This is a genomic window from Staphylococcus sp. McC-251-APC-3A2 (assembly GCF_009695665.1).
Lineage (GTDB): Bacteria > Bacillota > Bacilli > Staphylococcales > Staphylococcaceae > Staphylococcus > Staphylococcus cohnii.
Map to the genome: position 1 here is coordinate 527368 of NZ_VUNO01000002.1, position 24454 is coordinate 551821.

Here is a 24454-nt window from a genome sequence, read left to right on the forward strand (position 1 = left end):
AAATTCTCCTTAGTCTTTTTTACAAAATCAAATTATACGCAATTTGTTATATTTTACAAATCATCTGTTTAAAAATTTAATGATTTTTAAACTTCGAGATCAACATTATTTTGACTCATGAATTTCCTATAATGAAGTTTTTGATTTATCAAAACAATGAATAAACTAAGAAAAACATTTTTCTCAATAAGTCTTATAAAGTATAATTAGAATTAACAATAGTTGATGTTTTGAATATATATTTATATTGTAGTAAAATAAATAAATCCGTTTTAACTCACAAACGGTGAAATTGCTTTTAAAAAAACACCCTATTATATTGAACATTAGCAGACGACGTGTGCTGTTCAAATAATAAATAGAGTTAATGGAAAAAGAGGTAAAATAATGAAATCTGTATCTGTTATTGTAACTTATTATAACTCAGAAGATTATATTGAAAAATGCTTAAACAGCTTAAAAAATCAAAGGTTCCAAGATTTTGAATTAATAATAGTTAACGATGGTTCAACTGATAATTCAAAATCTATTGCAACTGAAACAATCAAAGATTGGAACATCTCAATTAAAGAAATTGATTTAACTCAAAACTTCGGGCATGCTTACGCAAGAAATATCGCGTTAGAAGCAGTAACATCACCTTATTTTATATTTATAGATTCTGATGATTATCTTGCATCATACGCGCTCGCTTTTTATATGAAACATTTAAATCAATACGATGCTTTAATTGCACCTATTCATTCTTTCACTTTAGATGTACCACAATACGTTGACCAAAATTTAGTGAAAGTGCAATATTTAAACACTAAAACAAAATCAAATCAGTTTCTGCGTAAACATTCTGTTTGTAACATCGTTTTTAAAACAGCCATCATACGTGGACATAATATTAAATTCAATGAAGATTTAGATATCTTTATCGATTGGTCTTTCGTCTTAGAATTCATTAAATATTCTAATGGCTTTGTAAGAATCAGTAGATTCCCTTTCTATATTAAAGGAGAAATCTATGATCCTTTCGAAAAACCGACTTTATCAACTCAAGATTTCAATATTATTTTTAATGACTATGTATATAGCTTTTCAGACGCTGTAAAACGTGCGCCTTTAAAAGAAAATAAAAAATTCATAAAAACTAAAATGAAGAATTTGTATAGAGATTCTTTTGAACCATCATTAAGAAAAACACCAGAAAGATATGAATCAAATAGCGAACTTTTACCAAAAGTCACTAGGCAGTTAATGACTACAATATTCAAGAGTGAAAAACCCTTATTTATTTTAGAATCATTAATGCTTATGTTTAATAAGAAAACACCAGCATTTAAAGTTAATAGATTTAGAAAGCGTGCTCGCTTAGCCAAAAATGTTGTTTTACGTCGAAAAAATAAAAATCGTTCATTATATCAACTTACAGATAATGAAAACAAAGTTAAGCCGAATACAATCATTTTTGAAGCTTTTGGTGGTAAAAATTATAGTGACAGTCCAAAATATATCTATGAGTATATGATGAAGTACCATCCAAACTATGAATTTATTTGGGTTTTCAGAAAACCTGATCAAGTATATTTACCAGGACCTGCTAAAAAAGTTAAAAAAGGTTCACAAGCATATTATGAAGCATATGCTAGCGCTAAATACTGGGTAACAAATGCAAGACTGCCTTTATACTTGAATAAAAAAGCTAATCAAGTTTATATTCAAACTTGGCATGGAACACCTTTAAAACGTTTAGCAAATGATATGAAAGTCATCCGTATGCCTGGAACAACAACTGATAACTATAAACGTAATTTCAAGGAAGAAACAAGCAGATGGGATTATCTTATCTCTCCAAACGCTTATTCATCTAAGATATTTGAAACAGCTTTTTGGATGCCGCCAGAAAAAATACTTGAAATTGGTTATCCTAGAAATGATGTCTTAGTTAATCGTGCAAATGATCAAGCTTACATTCAAGAAATTAAAGAAAACTTAAACTTGCCTGAAGATAAAAAAGTAATTATGTACGCACCAACTTGGCGTGATGATGAATTTGTCAAAAAAGGAAAATATTTATTCGACTTAAAAATCGATTTAAATAACTTGCAAGAAAAAATTGGTGATGACTATGTTATTCTATTAAGAATGCATTACCTTATCGCTAACGCATTAGATTTAAGAGGTTATGAAGATTTTGCAATTGATGTATCAAATTATAGTGATATCTCGGAATTATATCTAATTTCTGACTGCTTAATTACAGATTATTCTTCAGTAATGTTTGATTATGGTGTGCTAAAAAGACCTCAAATCTTCTTTGCTTATGACCTAGATAAATATGCCAAAGACTTGAGAGGCTTCTATTTAGATTATCACAAAGATTTACCGGGACCTATTTATCAAGATGCTCATAAACTAGCAGAGGACCTACAACACTTAGATCAAATTGAAAATGACTATAAAGTTGAAATTAATAAGTTTTATAACGATTTTTGTTCAATTGAAAATGGTAATGCTTCTAAAGCAATCGCTGATTTAATTACCAAAAATCAATAAATATTGAATGAATGATGCAAAGCGCATGGATATACATGCTTATGCTCAAAATAAGAGCGCTAATCCATTATGGATTAGCGCTCTATTATTTTTAAAATCTTATACTTTTGAACGAGCATACGCTACTTGGGCAGAAGTACATTTCAAAATCACTGTAACTGATGCGCTATAGTATAAAGTAAACACATTTTTGTCTAAGCGTATTAAGCTTCATATATTAAAGAGAACACTATTTTACAACAGTTGGCCTCGATTCAACATATTAAACATAAACATCCCTTTCTCATTCACAATGAATGAAAAAGGGATGTGCTATATAGTCTCTTAACTTATAAATTATTTTACTGTTCCTGCATCTTTATCATGTACACCATGACGATAATAATCAATATGTTCAGGTTCTAATAGTTTTTTACCTCTGATTACATCAGCAGCTCTTTCAGCTATCATTAATACTGGAGAATGGATATTACCGTTTGTCGTGCGTGGCATAACTGAAGCATCTACAACACGTAAATTTTCCATACCATGTACTTTAAATGTATCAGGATCTACTACTGACATTTCATCAGATTTTGGTCCCATTCTACAACTACAAGATGGATGTAATGCTGTTTCTCCATCACGTTTTACCCATTCGATAATTTCTTCATCTGTTTGAACTTCAGGTCCTGGTGAAATTTCTCCACCATTGAAAGGATCTAAAGCTTTTTGAGACAAGATATTTCTAGCGACCTTAATTGCTTCTACCCATTCACGTTTATCTTCTTCAGTAGATAAGTAATTAAAGACAAAATCAGGTTTTTCAAATGGATCTTTAGATTTGATCTTCAAGTGACCGCGTGAATTAGAGTACATTGGACCAACATGCACTTGGTAACCATGTGCTGTTGGCGCTTTAGTGCCATCATATCTTACTGCAATTGGTAAGAAGTGGAACATTAGATTTGGGTAATCTACTTCATTGTTAGAACGCACAAAGCCGCCACCTTCAAAATGATTGGATGCAGCAGCACCTTTACGACCTAATATCCATTGCAAACCAATAAATGGCATTTTCAATTTATTCAAACTTGGTTGCATTGATACAGGTTGTTTACATGCATGTTGTACATATACTTCTAAATGATCTTCAAAGTTTTCCCCAACACCTGGTAAATGTAAACGAGGTTCGATACCTACAGAACGTAAATGTTCTGAATCACCAATACCTGATAATTGTAATAATTGTGGTGAATTAATTGCACCACCTGATAAAATAACTTCTTTAGCATTAACTGTATGTTCTTTACCATTTTTCTTGAATGTAACACCAGTTACTTTATTTCCATCAAAATTTAATTTAGTAACAAAAGCACGTGTTTGTACGTCTAAATTTTTACGTTTCATAGCTGGATGTAAATAAGCTCTTGAAGCTGAAACACGGCGACCATTATGAACTTGGCTATCAAAAGGACCAAATCCTTCTTGTCGGAAACCATTAACATCTGGTGTTTTATTATAGCCCGCTTCTACACCTGCATTGAAAAATGCTTGGAATAGTGGATTTGTTGCTGGACCTCTTCTTAACTTAATCGGACCATGATGGCCACGATATGGGTCATCTTTACTTGAACCAAATGTTGTTTCTAAACGCTTAAAGTATGGTAAACAATGTGCAAAATCCCAATTCTCCATGCCTTCAGGTTTTGCCCATTTTTCATAGTCCATTGGGTTACCTCTTTGATAAATCATGCCGTTAATAGAACTTGAACCGCCAAGCACTTTACCACGGGCGTGACCTACTTTTCTACCATCCATATGTGGTTCTTCGTTAGTTTCATAAATCCAGTCATAAAGCTTATTGCCTGCTGGATACATTAAAGCAGCTGGCATTTGGATTAATAAATCCCAAGGGTAATCGCTACGTCCTGCTTCAAGTACAAGTACATTATTAGATACATCTTCACTAATTCTCGCACCTAATACTGATCCGGCACTGCCGCCTCCAATAATAATATAATCATACGCTTCTCTCATTTTTATAGCCTCCTGATATATATTTCTAAGATTCATAGTTAATTTTAGTGATTAACGTTACGCTTTACCGAACCAATTCACAGGCTCTGGATTTGTGTTACGAAGGATATGTTTCTCAACTTGATACTCTGCTAGACCTTCTTTTCCAAGTTCTCTACCAATACCTGATTGCTTATATCCGCCCCATGGTGCTTGCGCAAAATATGGATGGAAATCGTTAATCCAAACTGTACCCATTCTTAATTGATTAACGACACGTTCTGCTTTACCAACATCGTTAGTAAATACACCACCAGCTAGTCCATATATAGAATCGTTAGCTAATGTGATTGCCTGTTCTTCTGTATCAAAACCTTCGATTGTTACAACAGGGCCAAACACTTCTTCTTGAACGATACGCATTGAAGTATCACAATCAGTAATCACTGTTGGTTCAAAGAATAAGCCATCTTGTAAGTCTTCACGTTCTGGTCGTTTACCACCTATTGCAATAGTGGCATTTTCTGATTTAGCTACTTCCATATATTTCTCTATTTTTTCTCTATGTTCTACAGAGATTACTGGACCCATTTCAGTTTCTGGGTTAAAACCGTCGCCTAATTTAATGTTTTTGATTCTTTCAATTAATGCTTGTTCAAATTGGTTTTTAATTTTGTTATCTACTAAAATTCTGGCACCAGCTGAACAAACTTGTCCTGCATGGAAAAAGCCACCATTTAGCGCTTGATCAACTGCAAGCTCAAAGTCTGCATCACCGAATATAATATTAGGATTTTTACCACCTAGTTCTAAAGCAACATTCGTTACATGATCTGCCGCTTGTTTCATAATGTGTTTACCTGTCTGAATACCACCTGTAAATGATACTAAATCGACATCTTTATGTGCTGATAGTGGTTCTCCTACTTCAGAACCCTTACCTAATACTAGATTAATAACGCCTTTAGGGAAGCCAACTTCTTCCATCAATTCAAACACACGGATTGTTGTTAATGGTGTAATTTCACTTGGTTTCATTACTAAAGAACAACCAGTCGCTAATGCTGGCGCAATTTTCCAAGATGCTTGAAGTAAAGGATAATTCCAAGGTGTGATTTGTGTTACTACACCTACTGGTTCTTTAACGACTTTACTTTCTGTATTTGGGATTGGAGAATCAATAATTTCTCCTCCATCTTTATCTGCTAACCCAGCGAAAAAGTTAAATACATTTGCAATATCGTCCATATCAGCATAAGATTCTTCTAATGTCTTACCTGTATCTAACGTTTCAAGTTTCGCTAATTCTTCACGATGTGTTTCGATTAAATTAGCTATTGCTCTAACTTTCTTACCTCTATTTTCACTTGTTTCATTAGCCCATGTTCCTTCTTCAAAAGCACGTCTTGCTGCTAAAATTGCACGTTCACTATCTTCTGCAGTTCCTTCTGCTACTTCAAGAATAACTGCTTGATTATATGGATTAATAATCTCTCTCGTTTGCTTATTTGAGCTTTCCACCCATTCTCCATCTATATATTGAAGACGAGATAAATGATCTACAAGTTCCATTAAAATTACCTCCGTTAAGTTTGTTAAATTTTTATTTAACGAATTTTATGAACTTTATGTTATCATAGTAGTTGAAAAAGTGTCAAATGTGTTTAAATATGATAGGGGTTTATACATGCATCTTTTGAGTATGGAATGTAAACTATAGGAACTCACTATTTATTTTTCACTTAACTATATATGGACTTGAACGGAGGTGGACAATTGGTACATTCGACCAACCCTGATTATCAATTAGAAGAAGCTAAGGATATCGTTATTAATGCTATAGGCGAAACCATGGATCTATATGGCATCAATAGAAGTGTAGGAAACTTATTTGGAACAATGCTTTTTGAAGACAGTATGACACTTGATGAAATGAGAGAACAGTTACAAATGAGCAAACCCAGCATGAGTGCTGGTGTTAAAAGACTTCAAGAATTTGATATTGTTAAGCAACAATTCACACGTGGAAGTAGAAAACAACATTTTGTCGCTGAAAAGGATTTCTTTAATTTCTTTAGTAATTTCTTTTCTCGCAAATGGCGTCGGGAGATTGTTATTAATTCAGAAGGCGTTCACGATGCAGTAGCTATACTTGATAAGATTATTGATAACAGCAAAGCAGACGAAGCTACAAAATCGGAAGCAGAAGAAGTTAAACAACAATTACTTGATACTTTGCCTTATTATGAATGGCTAGACAATTTAAGTAATGCATTAGAATCTGGTGAAATATTTAAATATTTCCCAATTCCAGAAAAAAAAGACTAACAAAAATGTTACAAGCTTATTTTTAACATTTTTGAATAAAAGCTGAGACAGTTCATTATGTCTCAGCTTTAAGTATGTGTTCATACGTATTGAAATATCGCGAATACACTCACTTTACAAAGTTTGTCTAATCGCAGTTATTATAAAAAAGCGCACTAAAATCTTACGGTAAAATAAGATTTTGGTGCGCTTGTTACTTTTTTATTCATCATTTTCTCTACGTTCTCTTACTTGTGTTATGCGTAACGAACGTCTTTCTACTTCTCTATATTTTTCTGCTCTATCTTCAAGTTTCAATCTATCTTCGGACAATGTTCTTAAGAATGAAATCATCATCATGACAAATATAGCCAACAGAGGGACACTTGCCAATAAAGAAGCTGTCTTTAAGACTTCTAAAGCTTGTTCCCCACCTACTAACATCAATCCAAATGGTAATAGACATAGAGCAAAAGCCCAGTATAATCTATTTGCTTTTAATGGCTCGCCTATGACTTTCTTTTGAGAAGCCGCAGCCAATATATAAGAACCTGAATCAAATGTTGTTGCTAAGAATAAGAATGCAGATAACAAGAATAGCACAATGATTAAATTAGGGAACGGCAATTGATGCATAACTTCTATAATAGTAGCCTCTGTGCCATGCGTATTTAAGAAATGTATCACATCGAATGAACCAGTGATTTGTAAATAAACTGCATAGTTACCAAAGATACCAAAGAACAGTGCACATCCTAATGTTCCATAAATGATTGTCCCAAGCACAATTTCTTTAAGTGTACGCCCTTTAGAAATACGTGCAATAAACAATCCTATAAATGGCGCATATACAATCCACCATGACCAATAGAAAATCGTCCATTGTTGTGGGAAATTCGTTTCTTTACGACCACCTATACCACCAAATGGTTCAATCCATGTAGCCATTTGGAAGAAGTTTTTAATCATGTTACCCATGCCTGTAATAGAGGTTTCCATGATGAATACCGTTGGTCCAACAATAAATACAAAGCCTAATAATACAAAAGATAAAATAACATTTGCATCACTTAAAACTTTAATTCCCTTTTTCAAACCAGAGTAAGAACTATATGCAAAGACAGCTGTAATTGTGAATAGAATAATACTACGCATCAACATACTGTCTCCTATACCTGTTAATTTTTCTATACCTGCAGAAATCATTGGTACACCAAGTGCTAGTGAAGTAGCTGCGCCACCAAGTAGACCAAAGATAAATAGAATATCAACTATTTTTCCTATAATGCCATCTGTCTGACCTCTTAAGATCGGACGCATTGTTTGACTGATTTTGTAAACTGGTTTTTTCTTGATAAAAACAAGATAACCAATTGCTAATGCTGGCAGTACAAATGTAGCCCAAGCAATTGGGCCCCAATGGAACATGCCATACATAGTAGCGTAATTCAATGCACTATCCGTCATTCCTTTACCGCCATGTGGTGGATCTTGATAATAGAATGCCCATTCAATAACCCCCCAGTATAAGATATCTGAAGCAATTCCGGCACAAAACAGCATAGCTGCCCAACTAAAATTATTAAATTCTGGCTTATCTGTCGCTTTACCAAGCGTTACATTGCCATATTTACCAAATGCGATGTAGAGTACAAATATTAACGTTGCAAGTCCAATCAATAAATATACTGAGCCGAGTGTACTCGACACGACATCATTTAAATGCGTTATTATGTCCTGACTGGCCTTAGGAAAAACCATCATCGGAATAACTGCAATAAGTAATATCAGTGAAGACCCTATAAAGGTCGTCCAATCCATTACTTTTACTCTTTCTTTTTTCACAATAGACACCCCTTATTGTTAGTAAAATATGTAAAAAATTTGCTAATTAGTATAATTTTTTAGCAAAACCATTTATTAAATTACAAACATGAGCCTAACGAACTTTTAATAATAATGCAAATTACATTCAAAAATCACAAACTCAAAAGATGAATGAATATATAATTTTTATAACATCCACAGTCTTGAAATTCGTTCTAATCACAGTGTTAAGTTTAAATTTAACGAAATTAACAAATGGAACAAACTTTCTTTTTGTATCATTATTCATAAATAATGTATTAATATTAGTTTTATATTTTTTCAAAAAGTTGTTATTTTCTTTTTGATATCACAAATTTAATACGTTTTTAAGTTGCAATAGATTTTAATTTTGTTAGAATAATATTGTTTGTTATCAATATTTGACAAGGGAGTTTATATCATGTGGCATTATTATAAATTGTATTGGCAAAATGCGTTTAATTTTAAAGGGCGTGCCAGAAGAAAAGAACTGTGGTTCCCATTTTTGGTCAATGTGTTAATCTCTATCCTATTGGCTATACTATTAGATCATATTTTCAAAATACCTATGTCGATGAGTGACGCAATTAGCGCTTTATTTACAATTATTATCTTTATTCCAGATTTTTCAGTAGCTACAAGACGCATGCATGATATTGGCCGAACAATGACTTTTCCAATTATATTTAGTATCTTTTTCGTATTATTTTTTATTGGTTCATATACCACATACGGCGAAGGCATATTTTTCAATATCTTAGAAGGCTTTTTAGGCATTGGCAGTATTATTTTCTTCATTTTAAATATCGTCGCATTCTTTTACATGATTACTGACAGTGACAAAGCAGGTAATCAATACGGTCTACCACGTAAGTAATTAGAATAGACGCACATAAAGAACGGGACAGAAATCATGCTTTACAAGCAATTCCTGTCCCGTTTTTCCTTTTACAAAAAATATTAAGCCCATACTTTTCAGCTAAAATAGCTTATAATCCATATATAGTGTATTTATAATAAATGAGGTATTTATCATGAACAAAAATAAAATAATTAATTATTGGAATAAGCGTGCGTCATCCTTCAGTCAAGATAAACAAGCAGAACTAAAAAGTGTGCACGCAGAAAGATGGTTAGCTGAGATAAATCAGATTATAACAATTAGACCTGGTATGAAAATCTTAGACATTGGCACAGGTGCAGGTTTTTTGGCAATACTATGCCAGCAACAAGGCGCACAAGTTACTGGCATTGATCTTTCCCCTGAAATGATTCAATCTGCAAAGCAAAATGCTTTACGTTTTAATATGAATGTCAACTTTCAAGTCATGGATGCTGAGCATTTACACTTTGACGACGCATGTTTTGACCTAGTCATTTCTAGAAATGTCACTTGGTTATTGCCAGATACAAAAGCTGCCTACCAAGAATGGTTACGGGTTTTAAAACCAAATGCTACACTCATTAATATCGATGGAGATTATGGAAAAGTTGCTTTTACCGATTATAGTAATTTACCAAATCACCACGCACATCATGCTTTAGAAGACACGATGTTAGCGGAGAGCGAAAATATAAAGCAAAGTATTTCAATTAATCACTACAGCCGCCCTCAATACGATTTAAATATCCTTAAGCAAATAAATACGAAGTCCATTCATGTAGATACGACTATTTATCAACGTATTTATCAAACACAAGATGAATTTTATAATCCAACACCTATATTTTTAATAGCACTAACGAAATAATATGTGCCAATGAACAATAAAACATCGCTTATCCTATTAAAATATGAATAATTCGTTTCACTTAGAGCCTACAACTTGCGTTGGCATCTATTTTTTATCATACTATATATGAATAAAAGTAAAAGGAGTGGTAAGAATGAATAAAGAACAATTTGATAAAGTAAAAAATGGCAAAGGTTTCATTGCTGCGTTAGACCAAAGTGGTGGAAGTACCCCTAAAGCATTAAGTGACTATGGTGTAACTGAAGACCAATATAACAGTGAAGATGAAATGTTTAAACTTGTGCATGATATGCGTACACGAATTGTTTCATCACCTTCGTTCAGTTCTGATAAAATCATCGGTGCAATTCTTTTCGAACAAACAATGGATCGTGAAGTAGATGGTAAACATACTGGTGACTATTTAGCTGATAAAGGTGTCGTTCCTTTCTTAAAAGTAGATAAAGGTTTAGCTGAAGAACAAAACGGCGTACAGTTAATGAAGCCAATTCCAGACTTAGATAAATTATTAAGCCGTGCAAATGACCATAAAATTTTTGGTACAAAAATGCGTTCAAATATTTTAGAATTTAATAAAACTGGTATTGATCAAGTCGTACAACAACAATTCGAAATCGGAAAACAAATCATCTCTGCCGGTTTGGTACCAATTATCGAACCAGAAGTGAATATCAATGCTGATAACAAAGCAGAGATTGAATCATATTTAGCAAGTGCAATCTTAGCAGAGTTAAATAAATTAAATGACGATGAACTCGTAATGCTAAAATTAACAATCCCAACTAAAGCAAACCAATATCAAGAATTAATCGCACACCCTAATGTGGTTCGTGTCGTTGCTTTATCTGGTGGTTATAGCAGAGAGCATGCTAACGAAGTTTTAAAACAAAACAAAGACTTAATTGCTAGTTTCTCTCGTGCATTAATCAATGACTTAAATGTCAATCAATCAGATGAAGAATTTGATAAAATTTTAGCAGATACAATCGACTCTATCTATGATGCATCAGTAAACAAAGCTTAATGATTAATCAGTAATACCTTTATATTTCCCAGGAAAAGTAGCAAACATAAAAAACATTTAAAACACACACTGACCTTTAAAAGTTAGTGTGTGTTTTTATATAGTAATGTTTAAATGCAGTTCTATCAACGATTTACAAATTCAACCTATATTTATTGTCCTCTGTACGCAATCTAACGTACACATATGTCATTTATCAAAATAGTGAGTACTTTATTAAAAAATGTTTGCACCCCGAATCTATACCTTATTTCATCAATACTTTCTTAGTAAGTAAAATCAATGTAACTTTATGAGAAATCGATAAATAGTCTAGCCATAAATAACAACAAACTATATAATTATATTAATTTGCTAATTACCAATGATTTTAAGGGGAGGAAATATGAAAAATTATTTACATAGATGGATTATTGAAGCGCTAAGTTATATGGCTTTAGGTTTATTTGGCTCTTTGATTATCGGCTTAATTTTAGAAACGCTTGGAGAACAAACATTACTACCACAATTAAATCTGACATTTCTATCAGAAATCGGTAAAGTAGCAATGTCCATGACGGGTGCTGCCATCGGTGTGGCGATTGCTTACGGTTTAGGCGCAAAACCACTTGTTACATTTTCTTGTGTTATTGTAGGTACCTTAGGTTATACGACTTTTGATGGGGGTCCAGTAGGCGCTTATATTGCTACAGTTATCGTTGTTGAACTGAGTAGATTATATGGGGGAATCTGGTCTTGCTTGATTTTTGAAAAACCTATGATAAGCGTTTTATATGCATTATTTTTTTCAAGCGCTTTCACGGAAAATCGATTTAACGTATAAAGCTCAAGTTTCTTTTCTTTAGCACGCGATTCAATTTCTTGGTAAGAAAATGGTGTGTTCACTTCTATAATAAAATGCAAACCAGCTTGTGTATCTTTAATTCGAATGTCATTTTTAAAGCTATTTGATAAGTGTGTGATGAGTGCTTCTCGTTTTTTTCCATATATCTGATGCATCTTTTTCACATATTTTTCATAATAACCTTCTTTGATCATTAAATTTAGTGTAAGTGCATGAATCGTTGAAAAATCAGGAATCATATTTAAATTAAAGCAATCAAATTTCTTCACTAAATTTATAGGCAAAATCATATAACTCATGCGTAATCCTGGCATCAAAGTTTTTGAAAAAGTACCTAGGTAAATCACGCGTTCATTTTTATCAAAACTAAACAGTGAAGGTATATTATCTGTTTCATATTTGAATTCACTATCATAATCATCTTCTATGATATAACTTTGCGTTTGACTTGCCCAATTCAGAAGGTCAATTCGACGCGATACAGGCATGATTATCCCCATTGGAAATTGGTGTGAAGGTGTCACTATCGTGGCATCAGGTTGAGCTTGTTTAATATCTTCAATAGATATCCCCTTACGGTCTAAAGCAATCGGTTTTAACTGCGCAGATGTTTGATTGATTAATGTTCTAAACCTTGAGTATCCAGGGTTTTCCACTGCTATTGTGATTTCATCTGGTAATAATTGAATTAATTTGGTTAACAGTGTATTAGTTCCAGAACCAATGACAATTTGTTCCGGATGACATTGGATGCCTCTTTGATAAGACACTAATTTAGCAATCGATTGTCTTAACTCTATTGGACCTTTAATTTGAGGTATCGAAGACAATTCATAATCATAATTTTGAAATACACGTTTAACGAGTTTGGTCCATATTTCTACAGGAAATGCTGAAATATCGGTACTCATATGTGAAAATGAATAATCGTATGTAGCTTCAATATGATGTTCTTGCACATCCAGAGATATTTGCGCATTTGGATCGATAATCAATTTTTCTAAAGGCTCAATAAAATAGCCCTTTCGCTCTTCAGTATAAATATAGCCTTCAGCTAATAACTGTTCATATGCTGCTTTTACACTATTCACACTAATATTTAAATGTTGAGCCATATCCCTTTTGGAAGGCAACTTTTCATGACTCTCATATTTGAATGCGAGAATATCCTCTTTTAATTGTCTATATAATTGACGATAAATAAATTGACCGCTTTCTCGTTGCATCCAATCTCCCCCATTTCACTTCATCCATTCTCCTGTTATTTCATATCACTCATTATAATGAAAACGAGGACGGTATTGAAATCAAAGCGTAAATTTGATTTCATATTCCGCCCTCGTCAGACTAATCTTATGATTTAAAAACAACAATATGTTATTGAAACTTCAGTGGCACAATCGATTGCTACATTGATAAATACATGCAATCGTATGCACTGTCACTTCAATGTTCTCTATATTTTTATAGAATTGGTGACGCTAATTTAGCAATCGCTTGTTTGAATTTAATCCAATTTGATCGCTGTTCATAGCGTTCCTCTGTCAATTCCTTAGATACTTTCATATCTTCTATAAAAGCAGCTTTAAGCTCTTTGACAATGTTTTCATCATACATAAATGCATTAATTTCGAAATTCAATTCAAAACTACGTATGTCCATGTTTGATGAACCTACACTTGCGACTTCATCATCAATAATCATCATTTTCGAATGGATAAATCCATTTTCATACGTATAAACTTTGACACCATCTCTAATCAACTGCGCAACACTTGTAATTGTGGCCCAGTAAACAAAAATATGATCTGGTTTATTAGGAATAATTAACCGCACGTCTACTCCAGCTTTTGCGGCTATACGCAATGCATTGATATAACCTTTATCTGGTATAAAATACGGGCTGTGCATATAAATAGATTCTTTGGCGTTCATGATCATTTTCATATAGCCAAATTCTATCTGATGCCAATTATCACTTGGGGCACTAAGCGCAATTTGCATCGGCACATCTCCACCTTGCTTTGCATTATCTGGGAAATACTTATCATTAAACTCCAATTGTTCACGGTGTGATTGAGAATTCCAATCGTGGATAAAACTGAGCTGTAACGCGTCAACACCATCACCTTTAACCCTTAAATGTGTATCTCGCCAATAGCCAAAGTTTTCATCTAAACCTAAATATTCATCACCAATATTAAATCCGCCCACATAACCAGTCATACCATCAATCACTAAAATTTTACGGTGATTTCTATTGTTTAATCTAAAATTTACTAATGGAATTTTAGCTTGGAAGAAAGCCTCAACTTGTCCACCAGCTTCTTGGAATTTTTTGAATTTTGATTTATGTACCGTTTTAGACCCTACTGCATCATAAAGTATTTTAACTTCTAATCCTTCTTCAGCTTTTTGTTGCAAAATATCGACAATTTCAGAACCCAACTTATCTAATTTCAACACATAATACTCTAAATGAATATACGATTTTGCATTGCGTAAATCTTCTTTCATTTGGTCAAATAACGCATGCCCGTCAGTATAAATATCAACATTATTATCGTAACTTAAAAATGTTGGTTCTTTCGTTAGCAATGTATTAACAATATCTGCATGTTTTTTAACTAATCGATAATCTGAATGATTAATCTTGTTGGTAGCATCTGATAACTGCGTCTTCATTCGTTCCTTCATGTCATCTATCTGATTATGATGAAAACCTTGTTCACGTTTTTTTCGCACTGCTCGTCCAAAGAATATATAAATAACAAATCCTAAAATAGGTACTACAAATAGTAAAAATAACCAAGCCCAAGTCGCTGTTGCATCTCTACGATCCCTGTCTAAAAATACAATAATAAACGCAAGCACTATATTAATAACAAAGAAAAATGCAAGTATACCTCTATAAATCGGGCTTACACTTGGATCAAAAATAAGTTGCATAATGACACCTCATCGTTTTTTATTAGATTTTAATGAAACTATATTCCTCATTTAATTGACGAAGATATAGTTCAACTTATCAAATCCAATTATTTTAAAAGCTCATTGAAAAACAAAACATGTTGTAAAATATCGTACAATATTTGCATTATACTGTCTATTGTCCTATTGTTTTTTCTATTGTGCGATTACGACCTGCTTGTGAGCCGAATAATGTGATTAATAGTGCAGTGATTAATAAAATACTTAATGAACCTATCCATTGACCTGTGACATCATGTAGTATACCAAACAGTAAAGGTCCTATTGCTGCAAAAAGGTATCCTACAGATTGGGCCATGCCAGATAACTTCGCCGACGTTTGACTATGTTCCGTTCTCAAACTAAAGAATGTATTCACAAGTCCAAACGCTAAACCACTTGCAACACCAACTAAAATCGTAGCAATTAAAGCAAGTTGCGGTGAAAATAACATTATTGAAACACCCACCACAAAACATAAACCAGTCATAAAAGTTAATAAAAATTGTGATTTCATTTTAGTAGCAAATATAGGGGTAATAAATGTTAACGGTATAATAGCGATTTGCATAATTGATAAATACATCCCCGCTTCACTGATAGTCATGCCACTTTGAGATAAATATGCTGGTAGCCAATTAATCAGAGAATAAAAAATAAGTGACTGTCCGCCCATAAGTATTGTTATTTGCCATGATAATGGCGACTTCCAAACATTGACACTCTCTTGAGGTAATGATGCTGTTGTTTCTTCTTTATTTTTCAATTGAAATGCCCATATAATAATTGTAATCAATGTAATGACACCAATCGCACTAATGGCAATATTATAATTAAACGCTTTGACAAACGGTGCCGTTCCATATGAAGATAATCCTCCAAATACGTTCATAACGACAGTATAATAACCTGTCATCACACCTATATGTAATGGGAACTTCGCTTTGATTACTGCAGGTGCAAGTACATTACCAAAACCAATACCAACGCCTATAAGGATGGTACCTATATATAACCATGAAACACCTGTGATAGAACGTACGATTACGCCAATCAGTATTAGACATAAAGCTACAAAAATCGTTCGTTCTAATCCAAACCGATAACTTGTTTTTGCTGCAAATAGTGAAATGATTGCGAATGCGATTAATGGGACGACTGTAATTACACTAACAGCACTGTTAGACATCGCCAAATCATTTTTTATATCAGGTAGCGCAACTCCGATTGAAGTAATTGGCGCCCTTAAATTTGCACCCACTAACAAAATACCTATAAATAATAGCCAATTAAATGGTTTTACTTTTCTATAATTTTCCATTTTGCTCACCTTACATCATAAATTTTTCTAAACAACATTATATATGGTACAATATGTACGTTATAATGTAAATAGGAGCGATTCACATGTATCATATTCAAAATATTATTGCCAAAAATTTAGCAACTTATCGTAGTAAACACCAACTTAGTTTAGATAAAATGGCCAATCTGACTGGCGTTAGCAAAAACATGTTAAGCCAAATTGAAAAAGGCACATCTAATCCAACAATTACAACATTATGGAAAATTGCTAATGGGCTTCATTTACCCCTGTCACAACTGACATCAACAATGCACGAGCCTGTAGATTTTGTAGATGAATCTGATATTATTCCTATTGTTGAAGATAAAGTTAAGATCTTTCCATACTTTCCTTACAATGAAAGAAAGCATTTCGAAATGTTTAAAATGGAAATTCAACCAGGTGGTAAAATGGTTTCTGATCCACATCATATACAATCTGAAGAGTTTATCATCGTTAACTCAGGTACTTTAAAAATTGAAGTTGGTCAAACTTCTTATACAATTACCAGTAACCAAGCTTTTCGTTTTAATAGTGATGTAGCACATCGTTACTATAATCCAACTGATGAAGTTGTTATACTCACCGCCACTATTCATTATCAAGCACAATAGCAATCAAATTAAAATCTTATCCAACATTAGATACTATCAATGCTACATACACAGTGGAAAATAAAAATATATCAAAAAAGCATGTAACGGCAGTATCATATTTGCTCTTGTTATGTTTACAACGTTCAACATCAATAATTATCTTATTCCATTTGTCATGCACCAAGAACTTCCTGAAATCACAGCGTTAAGTGCCCAATTACCTATGACTACAATCATTGCAATAATTACAGGATTGATCATATATATGATAGCCAAATCCAAAATCATTCGTACATATATAAAATGATAATTTAATTTTGAAAGCAGTGTAAAAAACTCAGCTGCTTTTAAATATTTCGTCGCTTCAATGAATCAGCTTACGTACCATTTCAAATAAAAAATGCAAATCTATTCTAAAGTAAAGCCCCTCAGTTGATAGCATTAAATAGCTATGCAACTGAGGGGCTCTCTTCAAAAATGAAAATGCATTTTTTTATTATATGAAGTTATACTTTAATAAACATCTCTTTACATTTAATCAGATTATGATACATGTTCGTGAATATTTATATTCGAATTGCAACTTTAGTTATTGTGGAAATGTGTAACTTAAATCCCAACCGATGTCGTATTTATCAACCAACTTGGCATATTTCGCTCCCCAAAACATAGTGTCTAACTCCATTTGAACATCGCCTTCGTCTTTCAATTGTTCATACACTTCTTCGATTGCTGTTTCACTATCAAATTCCAAAACAATATAAACATTTCTATCTTGTAACATTGTGTCATCGTCTTTGGGTATATCTGACAACATGAATAAGTTTCCATCAACGTCTAACTGCGCATGAATGACACGATTAGGATCATCTGCAACACTTTCATTCGCTTCACCATACGTCATTGTAGCTTTAATTTCCCCGTTCAGCGCCTTACTATAAAATGCCAAAGCGTCTTTACATTGACCGTTAAAAAACAAATACGGCACTGTCGATTTCAACATAATATCCCTTCTTTTTAAATATTATTTTCTAATATCAAACATACCCTTTGAACATAAATTTAGACAACTGAAGTTTTAACAATACCTTTGAATTCCATATTTAATTATAATTTTCATTCTTATAAAAACTTTTCAATATAAAATGCTGACTCTTCAATTGATTTGAACTCCGTATTAATGACTGTAGCATTTAATTTAGCAAATATTTCTTCGGCATACATCAACTCTTCTTTAATTCTATCGACACTATTATAATCTGTAGGTCCATGTAAACCTAAAACTTTCACACGTTCCGTACGAATATTTAAGATATAAGTAGGACTCGCTGTCAGACCAAATACTTTTAAATTTTTATTTCTAAAGACCTCATCTGGAATATCAACTTCTGGAACTAAAGGAATATTAGCTATTTTATAACCTTTATTCGCTAAATACATACTTAAAGGCGTCTTTGACGTACGAGAAACACCTAAAATTAAAGCGTCAGCTTCTCCTATATCCGTGAAATGTTTACCATCATCATATTTAACAGAATATTCCATTGCCTCAATTCTTTTAAAATAGTTGTCATCCAACTTGCGCAAAGCACCACTTTCTAAAATAGGTGAACAATTCGTATGTTCTTGAATAATGTTAATTAAATCAGACATATAGTCAACATACGGAATTTGTTGTTCTTGAGCATATGCCTGCCCCTTTTTATTAAATTCTGGATTAACTAAAGTCGTTATAACAACTGCACCACGCGCTTTAGCCAATGAAAGTACATTGAGTAGTTCATCTTGATTTTTTATAAAAGGAAATTTTTTAATTTCTATACGCGTGACATCTGGAAATTGTGTTAATGTCGCATGAATCATTCGCTGTGCTGTTTCACCTATAGAGTCAGATACAACGAATAGCGTTAGCTGTTTCTTTTCATTATCATTTAACACGCAATCTACCGCCTTCGACTTCACTTTGAGCAGTTGATAATAAGGCACCTGGCACTCTAAATGGAGAACATGATACATAATCCAAATCTAGTTGATTAAAGAATTGAATTGATTTGTGGTCACCGCCTAATTCTCCACATACGCCAATTTTTATCGTTGGATTTGCCGCTTTTGCTTGTTCTGTTGTTTGTTTAATTAACTGTCCAACGCCATCTATATCGAGTGTTTGGAATGGATCTATCGTTAATATGCCTTGTTCTGAATAGGCATTAATAAATTTACCAGCATCATCACGTGAGAAGCCAAACGTTAATTGTGTTAAATCATTTGTCCCAAAACTAAAGAAGTCACATTCTCGTGCTAAATCGCCAGCAATCAGACATGCTCTTGGCGTTTCAATCATCGTTCCAATCATGTAATGAACGCTTGCTCCCATTTCAGATTGTAAAGCTTCAATGCGTTCAACAACTTGCGACTTTAACGTTGTAAATTCTGAAACAGTAGATACAAGCGGAATCATAATCTCAGGTTGACAATGAATGCCCTGTTGTTTAAGTTTCAATGCACTTTCCATAATAGCTTCTGCTTGCATAATATAAAGTTCAGGGTAAGTAATCGCCAAGCGACATCCACGATGCCCTAGCATAGGATTAACTTCATTTAAACTTTCAATATAATGTTCTAACTCTGAAACAGTGACATTGAGTTGACTTGCCACACTATTTTTTTCTTCAGTTGATTTAGGTAAAAATTCATGTAAAGGCGGATCAAGCAAACGAATAATTGTTGGACGTTCTCCAGATAACTTCAAGATAGTTTCAAAATCTTCTTTTTGATATTCCTTAATTTTATTTAAAGCATTAATTCTTTTATCCTGTGTATCAGATAAAATGAAACGTCTCATTTCAATTAAACGTTCAGGACCAAAAAACATATGCTCGGTACGAACTAAACCAATGCCCTTCGCACCAAATTGGTAACCTGCTTGAATATCTTGTGGTGTTTCGGCATTCATGCGTACATCTAATCTTGCTATTGCTTCTGACCATTGCATAAATTGTTCAAAAGCTTTACTTCTTTCAGCTTTAATCGTTTCAACTTCACCTAAATAAATATCACCTTTAGCACCATCAACTGAGATAATGTCTCCTTCATTTAATGTTCCATTAGGATATGTTACTTTTTTATCTATAACATTAATTTCAACGTCTGAACATCCAGTCACACAACATTTACCCATTCCTCTGGCAACAACTGCCGCATGAGAAGTCATACCGCCATGTGTTGTAACTATCGCTTCACTTGCGACCATACCTTCTATATCTTCAGGCGAAGTTTCAGGTCTCATCAATATCACTTTATCCCCCTGCTCTGCTTTCAATTTTGCAGTTTCCGCAGAAAATACGATTTCACCACTCGCAGCACCAGGGCTAGCAGGAAGTCCCATTTTCGAAACAGCTGTAGCTTTCTCAAGGGCATTATCATCAAAATTAGGATGCAATAATTGGTCAATTGATTTTACTTCAACATTCATAACTGCTTCATTTTTAGAAATTATACCTTCTTCCACTAAATCTACTGCAATATGAATCGCTGCATTAGCAGTTCTTTTACCACTTCGCGTTTGTAAAACATATAATTGCTCGTTTTCAATAGTAAATTCAATATCTTGCATATCTTTATAGTGTTTTTCTAATTGTTGGGAAACTTCTATAAATTGTTGATGGACTTGAGGCATTTGTGCTTTCAATGTACTGATATCTTTTGGCGTTCTAATACCAGCAACAACATCTTCCCCTTGGGCATTTAACAAGTATTCACCAAATAATTTTGCTTCACCAGTCACTGGATTACGCGTAAATGCAACACCTGTACCACTTTGTGCACCACTATTACCAAAGACCATCTCTTGGATATTAACTGCTGTGCCAATATCGTGTGGTATTTCATTTAATTGGCGATATACACGTGCGCGATCATTATCCCATGATTTAAAAACTGCTTCAATTGCTTCTGTTAATTGCACAATCGGCTCTTGTGGGAATGGTTTATATACTTCTTCCAAATAAACACCTTTAAAATAATCACATATTTCTTCTAAACCTTCAGCTGGGATATCTGCATCATTTTGATAATGGTGTTGTTCTTTATATTGATTAAAATATGTATCAAATGACGTCATCGGTATGCCGTATACTACTTCGCCAAACATTTGTAACAGTCTACGGTAACAGTCATATGCAAAACGTGCATCATTTGTCTTTTCTGCTAACGTTTTAACATTAATATCATTCAGCCCTAAGTTTAAAATAGTATCCATCATTCCAGGCATGGAAATTTTTGCACCACTTCTTACAGACACTAATAAAAGTGATTCTTTAGAAGAAAATGATTTTTGTGTACGTTGAGAAAATGCTTCTAATTGCTCATGTAATTGTCCAATTAATTCATCTGAAAGATGAGCGCCTTGCTTTAAATACTCAATACACGCTTCAGTAGTAAGGGTGAAACCATCCGGTACAGGTAACCCTAAACGTTTCATTTCAGCTAAATTAGCCCCTTTACCTCCCAATAAATCTTTCATAGCTTTGTTACCTTCATCAAATGCATAAATATATTTCGTCATACAGATTCACCTCAAATTTTTAATATGTCATACTAATTATTATTGAGTATGTCATATTACTTTATAAAAAACAACTAAATTTTTACGATTACTTTTATCGTTCACTTTCTTTAATCTGTTCAGTTAAATTAAATCCATATAAAAAAACCCTAAGCAATACGATTTCACGATATGCTTAGGACTTTTAATTTTTAATGTATGACATAATTAAAATAAAGATACATTTAACTTTAATTACTAAAAATATTTTTAATTTTGTTCCAATCATTTTTGTTAAACTTTTTTATAAAACGCTCCGATTGTTTTCGTTATTAACACCATATTGCAATCTGTAATTTGACAGCATCAGAGTACTTTTTAGGATTTAACCCTGTTTCTTTTTCACATTTTTCTAACCTATACAATAAAGTATTTCTATGGATGTACAATTTTTTAGAAGTTTGCGTTATATTTAAATCATTTTGAAAGAAAGCTTTTAGTGTATCTATACTCTGCTGATCCACATTACTTAATATCCTTTTTTTAAATCGTTCTCTTATATTTTTATCAATTTGATATAAAAGTGTTTTTTCTTCCACATCTTCAAATGAAGTCACGATCTTTCCATTTTCAGCTAACATAAATACCAACTCACACTCTTCATATGCATTTCTAAAGTCTTTTAATCTTTTAAACATAAGACTTGAGGCAATTTGGACTTTCAGCTCTAAGTTTTGAAATATTTGGTATATATTATTGATTTTATTATCTAAAGCTTGCATCGAATGAGCAGTAGCAAGAATAACGATGCGGTTATAATTCGTAAATGCAATTGTAAATGAACTAGCATCTATCCTGCTCGTTAATGAACGAACAATACTATTTCTAGAAAATATCTGTTTTTCGATATCGATAATGATACATTTTCTATAAGTTAATAAATCAATATTAAGTTGTTTCATTAAATATTGAATAAAGGATTTTGATGATTCACTTTTTAATAACTCCTCTATAAATAATTCTTGACTTCGTATTTGTCCCTCCAATTCGTACGTAAAATAATTTTGATAAAGTAACAATTCTGTAGACATTTTAACTAAGTCTGCTACATGTGTTATTTGATTAGGATTGCCTGTAATACCAATAACACCAACGATATTATCTTGGAAAATTATGGGTAAGTTTATACCTGCCTGAGTACCTTTAAAATGCAAACTATCTTCCTGGTTGATTACCACTGTTTTTTCTTGTTTCAACACTTCAATAGCACCTTCGTGAAGCGTACCGATACGACTTTTATCGAAAGATGCAATAATTACTCCATTAAAATTCATAATATTAATATTAGTTTTGGTTCTTTTAGCTGTTTCTTTAACGATTAGCGTTGCCATTTCTTCAGTCAATATATCCAATTATCTCACCACTTGTTATTTATATACAAATTCAAAGTATTATTTTTGTATAGTTTAACCCTTTTTTCAATATAATAAAATCGTTAAACTTAAAACAACACATTTTAGAAAGCGCTTTCTTAAAAGGAGAAATTCACAATGGAAATCATATTAGCACCTGATTCATTTAAGGGAAGTATGAAGGCAAGCGAAGTAACAAAGTATATGAAAGATAGCATACTGGAAATTTTCCCTGAATCTACCATTCATGATTTACCAATCGGTGATGGTGGTGAGGGCACAATGGAAGCATTAGTAAATGCAACAAATGGGACGTTTACTACGGTCAGTGTAACCGGACCTCTTGGTGACAAAGTAACAGCTCAATACGGGGTTTTAGATAATCATACTTGTGTCATAGAAATGGCAGAAGCTTCAGGATTAAAGCATTTAGCCCAAGAGGCATTAAATCCTTTATCTACAACAACATATGGTACAGGTGAATTAATTTTACACGCTTTGAATCAAGGATATAAAAATTTCATACTGGCGATTGGTGGTTCAGCTACAAATGATGCTGGCGCTGGCATGTTACAAGCTTTAGGGGCAGAGTTAAAAGATAATCAAAATCACTCAATAAATTTTGGGGGTGGCGAACTACAAAGTTTAGCTCAAATTGACTTATCAAATTTTGATCCTCGAATAAATCATTGCAATTTTATTATAGCAACTGATGTTCAAAATCCATTAGTAGGACCTAATGGTGCATCATTTATTTTTGGGAAACAAAAAGGTGCATCTGCACAAAATATGCAACAACTTGATGATAATCTCACGCATTGGGCTAATCTAGTTGAACATACCACAGGCGTTAGACTACACGATTTACCTGGTGCTGGTGCAGCAGGTGGTTTAGGAGGTGCATTCAAAGCGTTTTTCCCAAGTTACTTTAAAGAAGGTATTCAGGTAGTTATGGAATATATACAATTCGAAAAATACTTAAAACAAGCAGACTTAATTCTTACTGGAGAAGGAAAAATTGATAAACAATCTTTTTATGGAAAAGCACCAATCGGCATTGCACAATGTGCCAAAAAATATGATATTCCAGTTATTTTTATAGGAGGATCAGTAGAAGTTGATGCAAAAGACCTAAAAGACAGTGGTATTCTCAGCGCTTTTAGTTTAAGTAACGGACCTATGTCATTAGAAGAAACATTTTCAAAATCGGAAAAATTGATAAAACAAACAACCAAGAATATTGTAAAAACATTTTTCCATAACCAATAA

General features: G+C 32.9%; 18 protein-coding genes and 1 pseudogene. 9 read left to right on the top strand and 10 right to left on the bottom strand.

Going from position 1 to position 24454, the window contains the following annotated elements; translation table 11 throughout:
• The first annotated feature begins 387 nt into the window (after positions 1-387).
• Positions 388-2544: a bifunctional glycosyltransferase family 2 protein/CDP-glycerol:glycerophosphate glycerophosphotransferase gene (locus tag FYJ81_RS07365; protein ID WP_119517883.1), complete on the top strand. Its 2157-nt coding sequence runs from the start codon at positions 388-390 to the stop codon at positions 2542-2544.
• Positions 2545-2569: 25 nt separating this feature from the next.
• On the top strand, positions 2570-2716 hold the full coding sequence (locus FYJ81_RS07370) for a hypothetical protein (RefSeq protein ID WP_154409510.1): 147 nt from the start codon (positions 2570-2572) through the stop codon (positions 2714-2716).
• A 164-nt stretch (positions 2717-2880) separates the two neighbouring features.
• Here FYJ81_RS07370 and betA read toward each other — a convergent pair whose 3' ends face one another.
• Both betA and betB read right to left on the bottom strand, forming a co-directional pair.
• A complete protein-coding gene (betA, locus tag FYJ81_RS07375) occupies positions 2881-4563 on the bottom strand; it encodes a choline dehydrogenase (protein WP_107383834.1) in 1683 nt (560 codons plus the stop codon).
• 57 nt (positions 4564-4620) lie between these two features.
• Positions 4621-6114: a betaine-aldehyde dehydrogenase gene (gene betB / locus FYJ81_RS07380; RefSeq protein ID WP_107385780.1), complete on the bottom strand. Its 1494-nt coding sequence runs from the start codon at positions 6112-6114 to the stop codon at positions 4621-4623.
• Positions 6115-6318: 204 nt separating this feature from the next.
• Between betB and cudC the strand changes: the two genes are divergently transcribed.
• A complete protein-coding gene (gene cudC / locus FYJ81_RS07385) occupies positions 6319-6870 on the top strand; it encodes a choline uptake/conversion transcriptional regulator CudC (protein ID WP_107383832.1) in 552 nt (183 codons plus the stop codon).
• A 201-nt stretch (positions 6871-7071) separates the two neighbouring features.
• Here the strand turns inward: cudC and FYJ81_RS07390 are convergent, their stop codons facing one another.
• Positions 7072-8694 carry a BCCT family transporter gene (locus tag FYJ81_RS07390; RefSeq protein ID WP_107383831.1) on the bottom strand — a complete coding sequence of 541 codons (1623 nt, stop codon included), beginning with the start codon at positions 8692-8694 and terminating at the stop codon, positions 7072-7074.
• A gap of 424 nt (positions 8695-9118) precedes the next feature.
• Here FYJ81_RS07390 and FYJ81_RS07395 point away from each other — a divergent pair, with 424 nt between their 5' ends.
• From FYJ81_RS07395 to FYJ81_RS07410, 4 genes and pseudogenes are all read left to right on the top strand, one after another.
• Entirely contained in the window at positions 9119-9574 is a 456-nt protein-coding gene (locus FYJ81_RS07395) for a DUF805 domain-containing protein (protein WP_119517555.1), read from the top strand.
• 157 nt (positions 9575-9731) lie between these two features.
• Positions 9732-10448, top strand: a complete 717-nt coding sequence (locus FYJ81_RS07400; protein ID WP_107504461.1) for a class I SAM-dependent methyltransferase — start codon at positions 9732-9734, stop codon at positions 10446-10448.
• A 136-nt stretch (positions 10449-10584) separates the two neighbouring features.
• Positions 10585-11475 (top strand): fructose bisphosphate aldolase, encoded by an 891-nt coding sequence (locus FYJ81_RS07405; protein ID WP_107383828.1) that lies wholly within the window; start codon positions 10585-10587, stop codon positions 11473-11475.
• A 385-nt stretch (positions 11476-11860) separates the two neighbouring features.
• Positions 11861-12247: pseudogene (locus FYJ81_RS07410) on the top strand (PTS sugar transporter subunit IIC); the annotation flags it as partial.
• Here the strand turns inward: FYJ81_RS07410 and gabR are convergent.
• The 3 genes from gabR to FYJ81_RS07425 all read right to left on the bottom strand — a co-directional run bounded on the left by gabR (position 12154) and on the right by FYJ81_RS07425 (position 16610).
• Complete coding sequence (gene gabR, locus FYJ81_RS07415; RefSeq protein WP_154409511.1) at positions 12154-13545, bottom strand: MocR-like transcriptional regulator GabR; 1392 nt, start codon at positions 13543-13545, stop codon at positions 12154-12156. The pseudogene FYJ81_RS07410 and the gene gabR sit on opposite strands and share 94 nt — an antisense overlap.
• 238 nt (positions 13546-13783) lie before the next feature.
• Complete coding sequence (gene cls / locus FYJ81_RS07420) at positions 13784-15268, bottom strand: cardiolipin synthase (RefSeq protein WP_107385773.1); 1485 nt, start codon at positions 15266-15268, stop codon at positions 13784-13786.
• A 157-nt stretch (positions 15269-15425) separates the two neighbouring features.
• Positions 15426-16610: a CynX/NimT family MFS transporter gene (locus FYJ81_RS07425; RefSeq protein ID WP_119517551.1), complete on the bottom strand. Its 1185-nt coding sequence runs from the start codon at positions 16608-16610 to the stop codon at positions 15426-15428.
• Between the two features lie 86 nt (positions 16611-16696).
• Here FYJ81_RS07425 and FYJ81_RS07430 point away from each other — a divergent pair, with 86 nt between their 5' ends.
• Positions 16697-17248 (top strand): helix-turn-helix domain-containing protein, encoded by a 552-nt coding sequence (locus FYJ81_RS07430; RefSeq protein WP_107385772.1) that lies wholly within the window; start codon positions 16697-16699, stop codon positions 17246-17248.
• 571 nt (positions 17249-17819) lie between these two features.
• Here the strand turns inward: FYJ81_RS07430 and FYJ81_RS07435 are convergent.
• The 4 genes from FYJ81_RS07435 to FYJ81_RS07450 form a co-directional block, all read right to left on the bottom strand.
• Entirely contained in the window at positions 17820-18233 is a 414-nt protein-coding gene (locus tag FYJ81_RS07435) for a VOC family protein (RefSeq protein WP_107383820.1), read from the bottom strand.
• Between the two features lie 119 nt (positions 18234-18352).
• Positions 18353-19168 (bottom strand): pyruvate, water dikinase regulatory protein, encoded by an 816-nt coding sequence (locus FYJ81_RS07440; protein ID WP_107383819.1) that lies wholly within the window; start codon positions 19166-19168, stop codon positions 18353-18355.
• Positions 19158-21794: a pyruvate, phosphate dikinase gene (gene ppdK / locus FYJ81_RS07445; RefSeq protein ID WP_107504458.1), complete on the bottom strand. Its 2637-nt coding sequence runs from the start codon at positions 21792-21794 to the stop codon at positions 19158-19160. The genes FYJ81_RS07440 and ppdK overlap by 11 nt, the downstream gene beginning before the upstream one ends.
• A 311-nt stretch (positions 21795-22105) precedes the next feature.
• Entirely contained in the window at positions 22106-23185 is a 1080-nt protein-coding gene (locus FYJ81_RS07450; RefSeq protein WP_107385769.1) for a CdaR family transcriptional regulator, read from the bottom strand.
• A gap of 138 nt (positions 23186-23323) precedes the next feature.
• On the opposite strand from FYJ81_RS07450, the gene FYJ81_RS07455 reads away from it, so the two are divergent.
• Positions 23324-24454, top strand: coding sequence for a glycerate kinase (locus tag FYJ81_RS07455; protein WP_107504456.1), 1131 nt, complete (start codon positions 23324-23326; stop codon positions 24452-24454).

Coding starts and splice junctions, on each gene's coding strand:
- FYJ81_RS07365 (WP_119517883.1), top strand. CDS start 388: ATGAAATCTGTATCTGTTATTGTAACTTATTATAACTCAGAAGATTAT.
- FYJ81_RS07370 (WP_154409510.1), top strand. CDS start 2,570: ATGGATATACATGCTTATGCTCAAAATAAGAGCGCTAATCCATTATGG.
- betA (WP_107383834.1), bottom strand. CDS start 4,563: ATGAGAGAAGCGTATGATTATATTATTATTGGAGGCGGCAGTGCCGGA.
- betB (WP_107385780.1), bottom strand. CDS start 6,114: ATGGAACTTGTAGATCATTTATCTCGTCTTCAATATATAGATGGAGAA.
- FYJ81_RS07395 (WP_119517555.1), top strand. CDS start 9,119: ATGTGGCATTATTATAAATTGTATTGGCAAAATGCGTTTAATTTTAAA.
- FYJ81_RS07400 (WP_107504461.1), top strand. CDS start 9,732: ATGAACAAAAATAAAATAATTAATTATTGGAATAAGCGTGCGTCATCC.
- FYJ81_RS07405 (WP_107383828.1), top strand. CDS start 10,585: ATGAATAAAGAACAATTTGATAAAGTAAAAAATGGCAAAGGTTTCATT.
- gabR (WP_154409511.1), bottom strand. CDS start 13,545: ATGCAACGAGAAAGCGGTCAATTTATTTATCGTCAATTATATAGACAA.
- cls (WP_107385773.1), bottom strand. CDS start 15,268: ATGCAACTTATTTTTGATCCAAGTGTAAGCCCGATTTATAGAGGTATA.
- FYJ81_RS07425 (WP_119517551.1), bottom strand. CDS start 16,610: ATGGAAAATTATAGAAAAGTAAAACCATTTAATTGGCTATTATTTATA.
- FYJ81_RS07430 (WP_107385772.1), top strand. CDS start 16,697: ATGTATCATATTCAAAATATTATTGCCAAAAATTTAGCAACTTATCGT.
- FYJ81_RS07435 (WP_107383820.1), bottom strand. CDS start 18,233: ATGTTGAAATCGACAGTGCCGTATTTGTTTTTTAACGGTCAATGTAAA.
- ppdK (WP_107504458.1), bottom strand. CDS start 21,794: ATGACGAAATATATTTATGCATTTGATGAAGGTAACAAAGCTATGAAA.
- FYJ81_RS07455 (WP_107504456.1), top strand. CDS start 23,324: ATGGAAATCATATTAGCACCTGATTCATTTAAGGGAAGTATGAAGGCA.